This window comes from Erythrobacter sp. WG, from assembly GCF_026586795.1.
Taxonomy (GTDB): Bacteria; Pseudomonadota; Alphaproteobacteria; order Sphingomonadales; family Sphingomonadaceae; genus Erythrobacter.
The window spans coordinates 1-14407 of the sequence record NZ_JAPFGY010000033.1 but is presented as its reverse complement, the minus strand read 5'-3'; the positions used below and the strand labels follow the sequence as shown (position 1 = coordinate 14407).

The 14407-nt window shown below is 70.5% G+C and carries 14 protein-coding genes; 4 read left to right on the top strand and 10 right to left on the bottom strand.

Going from position 1 to position 14407, the window contains the following annotated elements:
- Positions 1-2: 2 nt before the first annotated feature.
- Both OPU67_RS14260 and OPU67_RS14255 read right to left on the bottom strand, forming a co-directional pair.
- Positions 3-497, bottom strand: coding sequence for a nuclear transport factor 2 family protein (locus OPU67_RS14260; RefSeq protein WP_267620795.1), 495 nt, complete (start codon positions 495-497; stop codon positions 3-5).
- Positions 494-2101, bottom strand: a complete 1608-nt coding sequence (locus tag OPU67_RS14255; RefSeq protein WP_267620793.1) for an AMP-binding protein — start codon at positions 2099-2101, stop codon at positions 494-496. The genes OPU67_RS14260 and OPU67_RS14255 overlap by 4 nt, the downstream gene beginning before the upstream one ends.
- A gap of 148 nt (positions 2102-2249) precedes the next feature.
- Between OPU67_RS14255 and OPU67_RS14250 the strand changes: the two genes are divergently transcribed.
- Positions 2250-3455, top strand: a complete 1206-nt coding sequence (locus OPU67_RS14250) for an acyl-CoA dehydrogenase family protein (protein WP_267620791.1) — start codon at positions 2250-2252, stop codon at positions 3453-3455.
- 7 nt (positions 3456-3462) lie between these two features.
- Here OPU67_RS14250 and OPU67_RS14245 read toward each other — a convergent pair whose 3' ends face one another.
- Entirely contained in the window at positions 3463-4362 is a 900-nt protein-coding gene (locus OPU67_RS14245) for a LysR family transcriptional regulator (protein ID WP_267620789.1), read from the bottom strand.
- Positions 4363-4409: 47 nt separating this feature from the next.
- Between OPU67_RS14245 and OPU67_RS14240 the strand changes: the two genes are divergently transcribed.
- A complete protein-coding gene (locus OPU67_RS14240) occupies positions 4410-5246 on the top strand; it encodes a fumarylacetoacetate hydrolase family protein (protein ID WP_267620787.1) in 837 nt (278 codons plus the stop codon).
- Between the two features lie 19 nt (positions 5247-5265).
- On the opposite strand, the gene OPU67_RS14235 is transcribed toward OPU67_RS14240, so the two are convergent.
- The 5 genes from OPU67_RS14235 to OPU67_RS14215 all read right to left on the bottom strand — a co-directional run bounded on the left by OPU67_RS14235 (position 5266) and on the right by OPU67_RS14215 (position 9927).
- Complete coding sequence (locus tag OPU67_RS14235; protein ID WP_267620785.1) at positions 5266-6273, bottom strand: NADP-dependent oxidoreductase; 1008 nt, start codon at positions 6271-6273, stop codon at positions 5266-5268.
- Positions 6270-7232 carry an MDR family NADP-dependent oxidoreductase gene (locus OPU67_RS14230; protein ID WP_267620783.1) on the bottom strand — a complete coding sequence of 321 codons (963 nt, stop codon included), beginning with the start codon at positions 7230-7232 and terminating at the stop codon, positions 6270-6272. Before OPU67_RS14230 ends, OPU67_RS14235 begins: the two co-directional genes overlap by 4 nt.
- Complete coding sequence (locus OPU67_RS14225; protein WP_267620781.1) at positions 7229-8011, bottom strand: alpha/beta fold hydrolase; 783 nt, start codon at positions 8009-8011, stop codon at positions 7229-7231. Before OPU67_RS14225 ends, OPU67_RS14230 begins: the two co-directional genes overlap by 4 nt.
- A 2-nt stretch (positions 8012-8013) precedes the next feature.
- Complete coding sequence (locus OPU67_RS14220) at positions 8014-9054, bottom strand: hypothetical protein (RefSeq protein WP_267620779.1); 1041 nt, start codon at positions 9052-9054, stop codon at positions 8014-8016.
- Positions 9055-9171: 117 nt separating this feature from the next.
- Positions 9172-9927, bottom strand: a complete 756-nt coding sequence (locus tag OPU67_RS14215) for a 2-keto-4-pentenoate hydratase (RefSeq protein ID WP_267620777.1) — start codon at positions 9925-9927, stop codon at positions 9172-9174.
- 129 nt (positions 9928-10056) lie between these two features.
- Between OPU67_RS14215 and OPU67_RS14210 the strand changes: the two genes are divergently transcribed.
- Both OPU67_RS14210 and OPU67_RS14205 read left to right on the top strand, forming a co-directional pair.
- Complete coding sequence (locus OPU67_RS14210; protein ID WP_267620775.1) at positions 10057-11433, top strand: hypothetical protein; 1377 nt, start codon at positions 10057-10059, stop codon at positions 11431-11433.
- The gene (locus OPU67_RS14205; protein WP_267620773.1) at positions 11433-12842 is read left to right on the top strand and encodes an FAD-binding oxidoreductase; all 1410 of its coding nucleotides are present in this window, start codon (positions 11433-11435) and stop codon (positions 12840-12842) included. The genes OPU67_RS14210 and OPU67_RS14205 overlap by 1 nt, the downstream gene beginning before the upstream one ends.
- 126 nt (positions 12843-12968) lie before the next feature.
- Here OPU67_RS14205 and OPU67_RS14200 read toward each other — a convergent pair whose 3' ends face one another.
- Positions 12969-13886 (bottom strand): NmrA family NAD(P)-binding protein, encoded by a 918-nt coding sequence (locus OPU67_RS14200; RefSeq protein WP_267620771.1) that lies wholly within the window; start codon positions 13884-13886, stop codon positions 12969-12971.
- Positions 13887-14125: 239 nt separating this feature from the next.
- Positions 14126-14407 (bottom strand): fumarylacetoacetate hydrolase family protein (locus OPU67_RS14195; RefSeq protein ID WP_267620769.1); only part of this gene is annotated, 282 nt, incomplete at its 5' end.

Sequence of the window (14407 nt, the reverse complement as noted above, 5' to 3'; positions counted from 1 at the left end):
ACTTACCCCCGCGCAGGCAGCCAGCGATAGGACCCGTCCTCGCGGCTGCGGCGCCCCTTCTCAAGCTCGCCATTGGCGGTGAACCAGCCGGCGTCCACCGGGCGCTCCACCCCCCAGTCCATCAGCTCGCCGTGTTCGGCCAGGCGCCATTCGCCCCCGCGCTTCTCGGCCCGGCCGATGTAGCGGCCCAGCACCTCGAGCTCGCTCGCCGCCGCTTCCTGCCAGTGCCAGGTGCGCACATAAGCCTCATAGCCGATGCTGTCGCCATCCTGCACCAGAGCGACGTTGCCGACATCGTGCCGGGTCGCGGCGAACATCCCCATGAAGCCCATGGCGACCGCGACGAAGCCTTCAGGACCGCCTTCGTAGATCGTGCCCAGCGACACCCGCGCATCGGGCCAGAAGGCGCTGGCGATCAGCGCCGCGTCCAGCCGGTCGACCCCGCGCGCGTAGCGATAGATCGCCTGCCGCACGCCTTCCGCATCGTCGGCGATCATGCGCGTTCCTCCCGCAGCCGGAAGCGTTGCACCTTGCCCGTCAGCGTCTTGGGCAGCGCCGGCACGAACTCGACCGCGCGCGGATACTTGTAGGGCGCGAGGGTCGCCTTGACGTGGTCCTGCAGCGCGCGCGCGAGCGAGGGATTGCCGCTTCCCGACGCAGTGACGACATAGGCCTTGACGATCATTCCCCGGTCCGGGTCCGGCGCACCGACCACGGCGCATTCGGCGACCTCGTGGTGCATCAGCAGCGCGTTCTCGACCTCCGGCGCGGCGATGTTGTAGCCCGAGGAGACGATCATGTCGTCCGAGCGCGCCACGTAGTGGAAGTAGCCCTCGGCATCGATCCGGTAGGTGTCGCCGGTGACGTTCCAACCGCCCTGCACGTAAGCGGCCTGGCGCTGATCGTCGAGGTAGCGGCACCCGGTCGGCCCGCGCACCGCCAGCCGCCCCTCGCCCTCCGCCAGCGGCTGTCCTTGCGCATCGAGCACGCAGGCCTCGTAGCCGGGGACGACCTTGCCGGTGGCGCCGGGGACGATGTCCTCGCCTGCGGCGGAGATGAAGATGTGCATCATCTCGGTCGCGCCAATGCCGTTGACGAGCTTGTGGCCGGTCGCCTTCTCCCACGCCGCGAACACCGCAGGCGGCAGGTGCTCGCCGGCCGAGACGCAGGTCTTGAGGCTCGCGATGTCCGCGTCCTCCAGCTGGCCGAGCATCGCCTTGTAGGCGGTCGGTGCGGTGAACAGCATATCGGCCTTGTGCTTGCCCACCGCGGCAAGAAGGTTCGCCGGGGAGCCGTTCTCGACCGTCACACTCGTGCCGAGGAAACGAAACGGGAAGAGCACCAGCGCGCCGAGCCCGAAGGTGAAGGCGAGCGGCGGCGATCCGCACCACCTCAGACCCGGCTCGGGGCGCAGGACGTGCCGCGCGAAGGTGTCGGTCGGCGCGAGCAGCGCGCGGTGGTCGTGGACGCAACCCTTCGGGGTGCCGGTGGTGCCCGATGTGAAGGCGATCAACGCCGGATCCTCGCTGCGCCCGAGCCAAGGGGTGAAGCCGCCCGACTTGCCCGCGGCGAGCGCCTCCAGCGCGCCGGTGCCGGCGTCCCCGTCGAAGGTCGCTGTCCAGCGCAGATCGGCGCTCTGGCCCGCCGCCTCGCGCCAGTCCGCGAGCGTGCGGCTGTCGACCAGGGCATGGCTGATCCGCGCCTTGGCGAGGATCGGCGCCAGCTCGCCGGCACGCAGCATCGGCATGGTGGTGACGACCACCCCGCCGGCCTTCAGCACGGCGAACCAGCAGGCGATCAAGGTGAAGCTGTTGGGGCCGCGCAGCAGCACACGGTTGCCGGGCACCAGCCCACCCTCCTCGCGCAGCACCCGCGCAATTCGGTCGGACAGCGACTTGAGGTCGGCATAGGTCCATTGCCCCGCATCGTTGACCACCGCGATCCGGCCGCCCTCGCCGAGATCGACCGCGCGATCGAGCAGTTCGCTCGCCGCGTTCAATCGTTCGGGATAGGCCAGTTCGGGCCGGTCGAAGCGGAACAGGGGCCATGTCGCCGGGTCGGGCAGGCGGTCGGTGACGAAGGTGTCGCGGGGCTGTCTCACGGTGACATGGCTAACCCCCGCCGTCTCGCGCGCAGGAATAGAAAGGCGGCAAAGCCTCCCAACCAATTCTTATGGGAACCGCCGCCGAAATGCGCTTGGCCGCGCCGGTGCGAGCCACCACGATCCTGCGCTATCAGGAGGATCGAGGATGATCGGCTTTACCCCCACCGCCGAACAGCAGCAGCTGGTGGAAACCGCGCGCGGCTTCGCCCGCAAGCAGATCCGCCCGCTGGCGCAGCGCGTGCGTCAGGAGGGCGCGCCTGACGATCCCTGGCCCCTCGTCCGCCCGGTGTTCGAGGCCGGGGCCGAACTGGGCTTTACCCGCCTGTTCGTGCCGGAGGCAATGGGCGGCATGGGCGGCACCTGCCTCGATGCCGTGCTGCTGCTGGAGGAACTGGGCGCGGCGGATGTCGGCATCGCGTCCGATTACTTCGCGCTCACCGCCTGTATGCCGCTGATGGCGATGCGCGCCGGGAGTCCCTCGGGCGAGGCCTTTGTCAAACGGTTCGCCGAGACCCCCGCCATGGTGCTCGCCGGTGCGCAGTCGGAACCCGACGTAGCCGGATCGGAACTGATGATGGCCGGGCCCGACCCCGCCTTCGGGCCGAAGCTGTCCGCGCGGGAGGCGGGGGACGGCGGCTGGGTGCTCTCGGGCCGCAAGTCTGCCTTCATCACCAACGCCGGGGCGGCCGACGCCTATTTCATCATCGCCCGCACCGACCCTGCGCAGCCGGTGTTCTCGGGCCTGTCGATCTTCCTCGTCCCCGCCGGCACGCCGGGGCTGACCGTGGGGAAGAAGACCAAGCTGATCGGCTGGCCGCTCACCACCCATGCCGAACTGGTGCTCGACGAGGTGCGCCTGCCGCCCGAGGCCCTGATCGGCCGGCGCGGCGGGGCGGCGATGACCTTCGGGATGGTGCCGGAAATGCCGATCGGCCTTGCCGCCTGCTTCGTTGGCCTGGCCCGCGCCGCCTTCGAGCACGCGCGCGACTACGCTGCCGAACGCAAGTCCACCGGGCGGCCCATCGCGCAGCATCAGGCGGTGGCGCTGAAGCTCGCCGAGATGGCGATCAACGTCGAGACCGCCCGCCTGCACGTCTGGCAGGCCGCCGCAGCCTGCGAGACCGACCCGATGCGCGCCGCGATGCTGCTCGCCCCGATGGCCAAGGCGACGGCGGTGGACATGGCGATCCGCAATGCCGAGCTCGCTGTGCAGGTGCTCGGCGGCTACGGCGTGACGGCGGAATACGACGCGGGCCACCTCCTCAAGGACGCGTGGATCGGCTGGTCCTGCGATTTCACCCGCGACGTGCTGCACCTAGGGATCGCGCAGGCCCTGACCGGCGATGGCTGAGGCCGGGTCAGCTCGCGAAGTCGCTCCCGATGCTGCGCAGCACCTGCACCACCTCGCAGATCGAAGCATCGAGCAGGGCGCGTTCGCGGAAGCTCATCGAGATTTCGGGATTGAGCTGCTCCATCTCGACATCGAGCATCGTCAGCCCGTCGTCCGCCTCGAGGTCGAGCAGCTGGCGGGGCAGGAACGACAGGAAATCGGTGGAGCGGATCAGCGCCTCCAGATAGTCGGCCGAATTCGACACGATCTTGGGCTTGGGCGGTTCCAGCCCGCGCTCGAGGAACAGCTCGTCGAGGGACTGTCGCCACTTCTGCGAAGCGGGCGGCAGCGCCCAGGGATAGGCGACCAGCTCGCTGCGCGCGACCGGTCGTCCGGCGAGCGGATGGCCGGTGCGGGCGATCACCTCCAGCCGGTCGATCAGCACGATCTCGGTGGTGAACATCGGGTCGCTGATCGGCGGCCAGGAGCCGACGATGACGTCGATCTCCCCCCGCCGCAGGCGCGGCAGCAGATCGTCGACCAGCCCTTCGACCACGGTCAGCGCGATATCCGGCTGGATCGCGTGGAGCGTGCGCGTCGCGGCCGGCATGATGTTGCGCGCCACGGAAGGCCCGATGCCGACGGTGACGTGCCCCTGGGCCTTGCCCTTGAGGCTGTTGATCTGCGCTTCGGCGTTGCGGAACTGCGCCTCGATGGACTTGGCGTGAAGCGCCAGCGCATTGCCGAACACCGTCGGCACCACGCCCATCGGGGTGCGGTCGAACAGGCGCACGCCCAATTCGTCCTCGAGCTGGCGGATCGACTTCGACAGCGCCGGCTGGGTCAGCAGCAGCTTCTCGCAGGCACGGCCGATCGAGCCGAGTTCGTAGACCGCCAGGAAGTGGCGCAGGCGACGGGATTCCAGCATCAGCGGCTCCTCGGGAGGGGGAGACAGGGACGGGTCGGGGCGGGCCCATGCGCATAGCACGGATCGAGGGGCCTCAAGGCCCGGAACTGGCGGTGGTGGCCGCCGACGAGCGGACGTGGCAGCGGACCGGCGTCGCCGCGCCCGGGAACTGGCTCGCTCCCGGGGTCTGCGAGCGCGTTGCGGCGGCGGCCGCAGGAATGCCGCGCGAGCCGCTCGATCCTGCGCTGCTGCTGCCCCCGGTCGCGGCGCGCTGTATCGTCGGCGTCGGACTCAACTACCGCGCCCATACCGCCGAACAGGGCAAGGCGCTCCCTGAGGCCCCGCCGCTGTTCCTCAAGCACCCCCGCAGCCTCGCGCCGCCCTTCGGCACGCTGCCGCTGCACCCGGCCTCGCACCGGCTCGACTACGAGGCCGAGCTCGGGATCGTGATCGGACATCCGGTGTTCGATTGCACCCCGGATGAGGCCGCAGCCGCGATCGCGGGCTGGGTGGTGATGCAGGACTACACCCTGCGCGACCTCGCCCGGCCCGAGACGCTGACGATCGCTAAGGGCGGCCCCGGCATGGCGCCCATCGGCCCGTGGTTGACGACGGTGGAGAGCATCCCGCTCGCGGCGGCGAGCGCGCTGACGATCACCTGCCGGGTCAACGGCGAGCTGCGCCAGCACGCGGGGACCACCGATATGCATATTGGCCCCGCCGCGCTGGTGCATCACGTCGCCCGCCACCTGCCGCTCGGCCCCGGCGACGTCATCGCCACCGGCTCGCCGAGCGGCTCGGGGGTCGGCATGAACCCGCCGCGCTGGCTCGCCGCCGGCGACGTGGTGGAGACGGCGATCACCGGGCTCGGCACCATCCGCCAGCGGGTGACCGGACCGTCCTGACACCGCCCCCGCCGCGCGCTCAGCCACGCGCCCCCATCTCCAGCACCAGCTTGCCGCGCCGCCGCCCGGCATCGAGCAGCGCGTGCGCCTCGGCGACGTCCTCGAGCGGGATGCGGCGCTCGAGATGCACCTTGATGCGGCCCTCCTCGATCAGCGGGCGCAGGCGGTCGAGGATCTCGGGCTGGGCGGAAAAGGCGATCTCGCGCGTCGTGACGCCATGCTGCGCCATCATCTGGTGGCGGGCCTTCAGCTCCACCATGTCGCCGCGCAGCACGATCAGCAGCTGCCCGCCGCGCTTCAAGACCTTGTAGCTTTCGAGCGCGGTCTCCCCGCCGATGCAATTGAGCACCAGGTCGAGGTCGCCGACCGCCTCGGCGAGGCTCCCGGCGGCGTAATCGATCACCTGGTCGGCGCCGAGGCTGCGCACGAAGTCGCTGTTCGCGGCCGAGCAGGTCGCCGCGACCCAGGCGCCGTGGGCCTTGGCGATCTGCACCGCGAAGGCGCCCACCCCGCCCGAGGCCGCCTGAACCAGCACCCGGCTGCCCGGGCCGATCCCGGCCATGTTGACCAGCCCGTGCCACGCCGTGCAAGCCGCCATCGGCACCGCTGCTGCCTCGGCGAAGTCGAGATTGGCGGGCTTCCGGCGGACAAGGTAGCTGGGCGCTGCGACATAGCCCGCATAGGTGCCCTGCTTCATCGGATCGAGCAGGCCATAGACCGCGTCGCCCACCTCCAGCTCGGACACGTCGAAGCCCTTGCGCACCACGATGCCCGCGACGTCCGTGCCCAGCACATGGGGGAGCGGCAGCGGGAACAGCCCGGCGAGCCAGCCGCGGCGCAGCTTCGCCTCAAAGGGGTTGAGCCCGGCGGCGCGGACCTCGATCAGCACCTCGTTGTGCGGCGCATGGGCGGGCAGCGGAACGTCGCCGACCTTGAGCATCTCGGGCCCGCCATAGCCCGTCAGCAGGCCTGCGCGCATGGTCTGCGGCAGCTCCGGGCCCGGGTTCATCCACTCGCCTTCGCTCATGTGTCACTCTCCAGTTCGACGATCTGCTTGCCCGGCGGGCTGTCCGCGAACAGGCCCGCGAAGGCCGTCGCGGCGCTGGCGATGCCGTGGTGGACGGTCTCGGCGGGCGTGAGGGTGCGATCGGCGAGCCAGCGCGCGATCCCGGCGCGCGCTTCGGCGGCGCGGTCCATGTGGTCGGCCAGCAGGAAGCCCTCCATGCGGGCGCGCTTCATGAGGACGGCGGCGGCGTTGCCGTAGCGCGGCGGCCCCGCCTCGCCGTAGGCGGCGACGAACCCCAGCAGCAGCACGCGGGCGCGGGGGTTCAGCGCGGCGAGCATCCGGTCGTGGAAGGCCCCGCCCACCCCGTCGACAAAGATGTCGATCCCTTCGGTCCACGGGGCATCGGGCGCGATCGCCTCCACCCCGAGGCCCGCGAGGAAGCGCGCCTGCGCCTCGCCCATCGCGGTCCCCACCAGCCGCACGCCCGGCGCGCGGGCCTGCGCCATCTGGCACACGAGGCTGCCGACGGCGCCGGCGGCGGGCGCGACCAGCATGGTCTCACCTGCTTTCGGCGCGAGGGAATCGACCACGAACCACGCGGCGAGGCCCGTCGGCCCCAATGCGTTCAGATGATCCTGCGGCCGCCCGCCTTCGACACGGGCAAGGCGTGCGGCCGGAAGCGCGGCGCGGCTCTGCCAGCCGAGCTCGCCCACCACCAGGTCCCCCGGCGCGAAGCCGGGGTCGTTCGATTGCAGCACCCGTCCCGCGCCGCGCCCCTCGACCGGCGCGCCGAGCCGCATCGGCGGGCCCATCGGCGGGGCGGCCTGCATCCTGAGGCGCGGCACGGGGTCCATCGAGAGATGCGTGACCGCGACCAGCACCTCGCCGGGGCCGGCTACCGGATCGGGCAGCTCGCGCAGGACGAAGTCGCCGGGCTGGGGCGCGCCTTGCGGGTAGCGCTCGAGGCACAGCGCCTTCATGCGAGGTCCTCGAGAAACGCCTCGAGCGCGGCGTTGAAGGCCGCGGGCGCCTCGATGTTGGAGATGTGCCCCGACCCCGCAATTGCGACCAGCCGCGCGCCCGGGATGCGCTCGGCCATCAGCAGCGCGTGGTCGGGGGGCGCGACGCGGTCCTCGCTCGCGGTGAGCACGAGTGTCGGCACTGCGATGGTCGCGAAGTCGGGAAAGCCGGTGAAGCCGGTCACGGCGCGCATCGCGGCGATATAGCCTTCCTTGTGGAGGCGGCGGTGGCTGTCGAGCAGCGCCTCGCGCGCCTCCGGCGTGATGTTCGGCCCCGCGATCCCGGCGACGATCGTCTCGGCGATGTCGGCAGGGGTCAGCCCCTCCTCGACCAGCGGCTTCAGGCGCAGCGCGAGGAAGGCGGCGACCTTCTCGGGCGCGGCGGTCTCGGCCGATCCGGCGCTGGTGTTGGCGAGAGTGAGGCTGCGCACCCGGTCGGGATAGCGGGCCGCGAGATCCAAGGCGATCCGTCCGCCCATCGACAGCCCGACCAAGTGGGCGGGACTGCCGAGGGCGGCGATCACCGCGGCGGCATCATCGGCGAACTGCTCGAACCGCTCGACCGCCCCGCCGCTCTCGCCATAGCCGCGCGCATCCCAGGCGACCGCCTGGTAGCGCGGCGCGAAATGCGCGAGCTGGGCCTCCCAGTTGCGGGCATTGCCGCCGATCCCGTGCAGGAACAGCAGGGTCTCCCCCGCTCCCCGCACATCGAGCGCAATGTCGCCGACGCGCTGCAACAAGGTCAGGCGAGCTCCGGCACGAGCTTGCCCTCGACCACCACCGGCGTGCCGTCGAGCGTGATCGTGCAGCCGCGCACCGGCAGGTCGAAGTGCCCCAGGGTGTGGCGGTCGGCGAAGGGGTTGGCGCCGGTCGAGAACAGGAAGTTGCCGGCAAAGGCGCGGCATTCGATCCCGTTCACCTCGCCCTTGTCGTACATCATCAGCGATTCCCAGCGCGCGCCGTGATTCATGCCCCAGCCCACGTGGCTGGTGCCATAGGCCTCGGGATCGTTCCAGGCATCGAAATAGGCGCGCATCAGGTCGGCATCGGTGCCCTTGCCTTCGACGGCGGTGACATAGTCCTTCTCGATGATTAGCCGGATGGGCTTTTCGAGATAGCGCTTGAAGGTGATGTTGATGTCGCCCTCGTCGAGCACCAGCACGCCGTTCACCGTGCCGCGCGCCGGGAAGCACGAGCAGATTCCGCCCGGCCAGGTGGCGAGTGAGCCGGGGGCGACGGTCGCGCCGAGGTTGCCCCCGATCCGCGCGCCCTCGAGCCCCACCGACAGGTCGGTGCCGGCGGCGCTGGTGACGTGCATCGCCCTGGCGTCCTGCAACATCTGCCGGCCGCGCAGCACGCGCGGGATGATCGCCGCATCGGGAGCCATGCGCTCGAGCGCCTCGGGATGCTCGTTCGAGATGTAGAGGATGCGGCTGCCCGCACCGAGGATTTCCGGGGTCTCGTCGGAATGCATCAGCCCCTCGACCGTCAGATCGACCACCAGCCGCGAGGCCTTGAGCGCGGCCAATGCGGGGCCGAGCTGCCCAAGCGCCACCGAGGAGCCGGTCGATCGCACCGGGACGGGCGCGGAGAGCGGCGGGGTGGGGACGATCAGGTGGCAGGGCCGCGCGCCGATCCTGAGCAGTGCCAGTTCGGCGAGTTGGATGTTGATCTGGCGGCTCTGGCTTTCCGAGAGGATCGTGACCTCGTCGCCCGCGTTCACCTCGCAGAGCCGGAAGGCGGCCTCGAAGGTGTCGATCCACTTGGCTTCGATCCGGTCCACCAGCATCCCTCGGCCCTCTCTCGCGGCGGCACCTCCGCCCGGCCTATCGGCGATAAAGGTGCGCCCGGTCAGCTGCCATTGCAAAGCCGGGCCGCGGACATAACAAAAAGCTTTAGGTCAGAACCTGAGGGTTGCCGTGCCGAACGGGGCGGCGTCTAGCCGCATAACGCTTCGCCCTGCCGCGCCGACGAGCGGGATCGCCGGGCCCATCGCCCCGCTCAGCACCCAGCTTCCCCCCGGGATCGTGCCGAGCCGCGCCGCCAGCCATTCGAGCGCGGCAAGCGGATTGCCGAGCACCGCGTCGGCCCGCCCCTCGGTGACCGCCCCGCCCTCGACCGCGAGCGTGACCGTGATGCTCGCAGGGTACGCAAGGCGTTCGAGCGGGATCGCCGGGCCGATCAGCGCGCCCAGCCCCGCGGCGTTATCGGCGACGATGAAGCCGACGCCCAGCCGGAAGGGATCGGAGTGCGAGGGCCGCACGATCTCGGCGGCGGCATGGACCGCGCCGATGCTCGCCAGCGGGTCGTCACCCGCAGCGAGAGGCCGTGCCAGCAGGAAGGCGACCTCGGGCTCCGCCTCTGCGGGGCGCTCGCCCGCGAGGTCGGCGAGCGCGCCGTCGTGCCAGATGCGCTCGGCGTGGAGCCGCCCCATGATAGGCTCGCCGATGCGGAGGAAGCCCATCGCCCGCGCGCTGGTCGCGCCGATCTTCCAGCCTGCGGGCGTGCCGAGCCGGTGCGTCTGTGCCTGGGCGAGACGGTAACCCTCCTCGAGGCCGATCGGGCGGGGCGGGTCGGCTAGGCTGCCCCCCGCTAGGCGCGCAGGGGCGAGGGCTGCGGCCCAATCGTCGAGGCTGTCTTGCCGAGGCGTGGTCATGCGCTCTCGATACCGGCCTGCCCCCGGCGCGGGGTCATGCAAAAAAGGGATGGCCGCCGCCGCCATCCGACGTGCACGCTTGCGGCCCAAGCCCCTTAGACTGCTATGCCAATCAAGGAGGAATCGACCATGGGTGCAGCACGTCATCTGGCTTACCGCGACCGCGACTGGCAGCCGCAGCCCGATGCCGAGGCCACGTTCCGGCAGTGGCTGGCCGAGCGCCTCGCCCGCAACCCCGCCGCCAGCGCCTTCGCCGAGGCGCTGATGGAAGGCACCGCGATCCGCCTGCGCGATCTCGTCGACCACGTGGTCTTCGCCGACACGCAGACCCGCGCCGCCATCGAGGCAGCAGGCTGGAGCGAGGCGGAGCCGGGCGTGTGGCGCAACCCAGCAGGCCTCTTCCCGCCCTTTCTCGCGGGCGATGCCGAGACGGTGTGGCTGCGTGTCGAGGCCGTCGCGGTCTTCGCCGGTGCCCACGGCCTCGACCCCGCCGCGATCGAAGGCGAGCCTCTCGCCCCGCTGCGCCGCGTGCTCGCCTTTCCGGGCGAGACCGCCTTCGGGGTGCTCGAACGCAACGGTTCGCCCGCCTTCGCGCCGCTCGCCGACAATCCCGAGGAGCGCCGCACCGCGCGCATCACCCTCCAGCGCTTCCGCGCGCGCCGCCGCCAGTTCGACACGGTGGAAGCTGGCCTCGCCCATACCGAGGCGCTGGTCGACGAGGCCATCGCGGCACTCGGCAGCCCGCACCGCGCCTGCGCCCTGTGGCTGCTGGCCGAGCGCGAATACTGGCAGGCCCGCTGCCACGCCGCCCGCGTGCAGAAGGCGCGGCAGGATGCGCTCGGCGTCGGCTGGGCGAATATCGACCACCACACCTACGATTCCAGCCGCGCGCATTATCAGCACACCATCGCGATCCTCGAGAAACTGGGGTATGAACTGCGCGAGATGCTCTACGCAGGCGACATGGCGGGTTGGGGAAGCCAGGTGCTCGAACAGCCGGTGATCGGCTCGACGATCTTCGCCGATGTCGACCTGGCACCGCACGAGGTCGACCTCGACTTCGCGCACGAGCCCCTGCCCCCGCTGGAGAAGCACCGCCGCGCGGGCATCCTGTGCGCGCTGCACGGCGAGAGCATCCTCGAACAGGGCCTCAACCACGTCGCCTGCTTCTACGACCAGAAGGCGATGCGCGCGCAGATGGCCGGTCTCGGCATCCGGATGATGCCGCCCTTTTCCGACATGCCGCACCTCTATCAGGAGCTGACCTTCGGCGACTGGGCCCCGGTCGATCCGGCGCGGGTCGATGCGCTGGAGGCGGCCGGCCACCTCCCCGCCGACGAGGCCGAGCGCATCCGCGCCGAGGGGGCGATCATCACCCACCTTGAAAACATCGAGCGCAACGACGGCTACAAGGGCTTCAACAAGCCCGGGATCGACGGGGTGCTCCAGAAGCTCGATCCGCGACGCTACGGCCAGTTGAAGGCCGAACAGGCGGCGGTCGTCTGATGGCGACCGCCACCCTCCCGCAGCCGGACAGCGCCGCCCCGGCCCTGGCTGCTCTGCGCCTGCGCTTCGGGGACCGACTCCAGACCGGCGACGCGATCCGCGCGCAGCACAGCGCGATCGAGGGGATGATCGGCGGGGGCGATCCCGACGCAGTGCTGTTCGCGACCTCGACCGAGGACGTCGCGGCGGCGGTGGCGATCTGCGCCGAGCATCGCTTGCCCGTCATCGCCCACGGCGCGGGCAGCAGCCTTGAAGGCCAGCTCGCCGCGCCGCAGGGGGGGCTGTCGATCGACCTCACCGCCATGAACCGGGTGCTGGAGGTCAACGCCGGCGATCTCGACGTGCGCGTGGAAGCGGGGGTGACGCGCGAGGCCCTGAATGCCGAGCTGAAGAGCCACGGGCTGTTCTTCCCGCTCGATCCCGGCGCCAACGCCACCCTTGGCGGCATGGCGGCGACGCGGGCGAGCGGCACCAACGCGGTGCGCTATGGCACGATGCGCGAGGTGACGCTCGGCCTCACCGTGGTGACCGCCACCGGCGAGGTGATCCGCACCGGCGGCCGGGCGAGGAAGTCCGCCGCGGGCTACGACCTCACCCGCATCTTCGTCGGCTCGGAAGGCACGCTCGGGATCATCACCGAGCTCTCGCTGCGGGTATTCGGAATCCCCGAGGAAATCGCGAGCGCCGTGGTGCAGTTCGACGAGCTGCCCCCGGCGGTCGAGGCGGTGATGCTGATGATGCAGATGGCGCTTCCGCTCGCCCGCATCGAATTGCTCGACGCGGTCCAGATGGGCGCCTGCATCGCCTATTCCGGGCTCGACGAATTCGCAGCGAAACCCACGCTTTTCATGGAGTTCCACGGCTCGCCCGCAGCTGTCGCCGAGCAGGTCGAGACGGTCCGCGCAGTCGTGGCCGACTTCGGCGGCGGGGAGCTGCGCTTCGCCACGCTCACCGAGGACCGCAACCGCCTGTGGAAGGCACGGCACAACGCCTGGTTCGCGGCCAAGGCGCTGCGCCCCGGTGCCGAGGCCTTCGCGACCGACGCCTGCGTGCCGATCTCGCGCCTTGCCGAGGCAATCGCCGCCGCCAAGGCCGCCGCCGACGAGGCCGGGCTGATCGCGCCGCTGGTGGGCCATGTCGGCGACGGCAATTTCCATATGCTGCTGCTTTTCGACCCGAATTCCGAGGCGGAACGGGGCCGGGCGCACGCCTTGTCCGATACGGTGGCCCGCATCGCGATCGGCTGCGGCGGCACCGCCACCGGGGAACACGGCATCGGGCTTCACAAGCTGTCGACCATGGCCGAAGAGCATGGCGAGGGCGCTCTGCTGGTGATGGCGAGCATCAAGCGCGCGCTCGATCCGCTGGGCATCCTCAACCCTGGCAAAACGGTGCCGGCAATGGCCTGAAGGATCATGGTCCCCTCGGCGTAGTCTCCCGTTCGCCTCGAGCGAAGTCGAGAGGCCGGTCGAAATGATCGCCGCAGTGTCTCGACTACGCTCGACACGAACGGAACGGAGAGGGAGCGAAGCCTCTCAACCCATTGAGATGCCGGGCGTCTTCACCTTGACCGCGACCTTCGCCGCCTCGCCGGTGAACCTGTCGCGATAGTCGCGCACGAAGTCGCGCATGGTGCGCGGGCTGCGGCCGAGCAGTTCCTGGAGGGTGTTGGTCATGTCGGCGTTCTTGCCCTTGCGGGTCAGGGCATAGACCCCGGTCATGAACAGCAGCGTGTCCCACGTCACGCGCGGGCCGACGGTGCGCCAGAAGCGGAAGATGCTCGGCTCGCGGTAGCGGATCGGGCGGCCGAGCTCCTCGCTCATGATCGCGGCAACCTCATGATAATCCAGTAGTTCGGGACCTGTCAGCAGGTAGATCTGACCGCGGTGTGCGGCCGGGTCCTGCATCACCCGCACCGCAACCTCGGCGACGTCGCGGCTGTCGACGAAGCTCGTCACGCCCTTGCCGGCGGGGACGATGATCTCGTCGGAGGCGGCGATGTCGACCGCGTGGGTGGTGATGTCGCGGACCAGGTTCTGGGAGAAAAAGGCAGCGCGCAGAAAGGTATAGTCCATGCCCGAGGCCTCGATCGCGCGCTCGACGGTGTAGTGCGGCACGAGCTTGCTGGTCCCCGCCGTCGGCACCGAGAGGTAGATCACGTGCCGCACGCCCGCCTCCCTGGCGGCGGCGATGAAGGGCAGCATCCAGCTCCTTGCGGTGCCCGGATGGGGCAGCGGGAAGAGCAGGAAGACGATCTTCACCCCGTCGAGTGCCGGACCCCAAGTGCTTCTATCTGCGAAGGAAAACTTCACCTTGGGGGCATCGGGCCCGTAGAGTTTCTCGATCTTGGCGGGCGTGTTGGCGGCGATCCGGAAGGGCAGCGTGCCATCGGCGATGAGCGCGCGGACCAGTTCGGTGCCGACATTGCCGTTGGGGCCGGTGACGAGGATCATGAGGACGCTCCGGAGGGGTAAGGGCTGGCCGGAGCATAACGACCCGCGGCGCCGGAAGGGGCCATAGCAAGCCTGGCCCTCGCCAAAACTTCGGTGATTGGCCGGGCGGGGGATGTTTCACGTGAAACACCGCCGCTGACGGGGGTCTAGGTGGGGTCTGGCGGGGGTCTGGCAAGGGTTTTGCCGGGGCTGGGCTGACCCAAGCGGGGGTCTGGGGCGGGTCTTGCGCGGGCAAGCCTTCAGACCGCCACGACCTGCTGGTCGATCGCGCCGAAGATCGAGTGGTTGGCGTGGTCGCGCATCTCGATCCGCACGCGGTCGCCCGCCTGCATGAAGGGCGTGCTGGGCGCGCCGTCGCGGATCGTCTCGATCATCCGGATCTCTGCGATGCACGAATAGCCCGCGCCGCCCTCGGCCACGGGCGTGCCCGCGCCGCCGTCGGCCCCCTTGTTCGAGACCGTGCCGGTGCCGATGATCGTGCCGGCCGCGAGGTTGCGGGTCTTCGCCGCGTGGGCGACCAG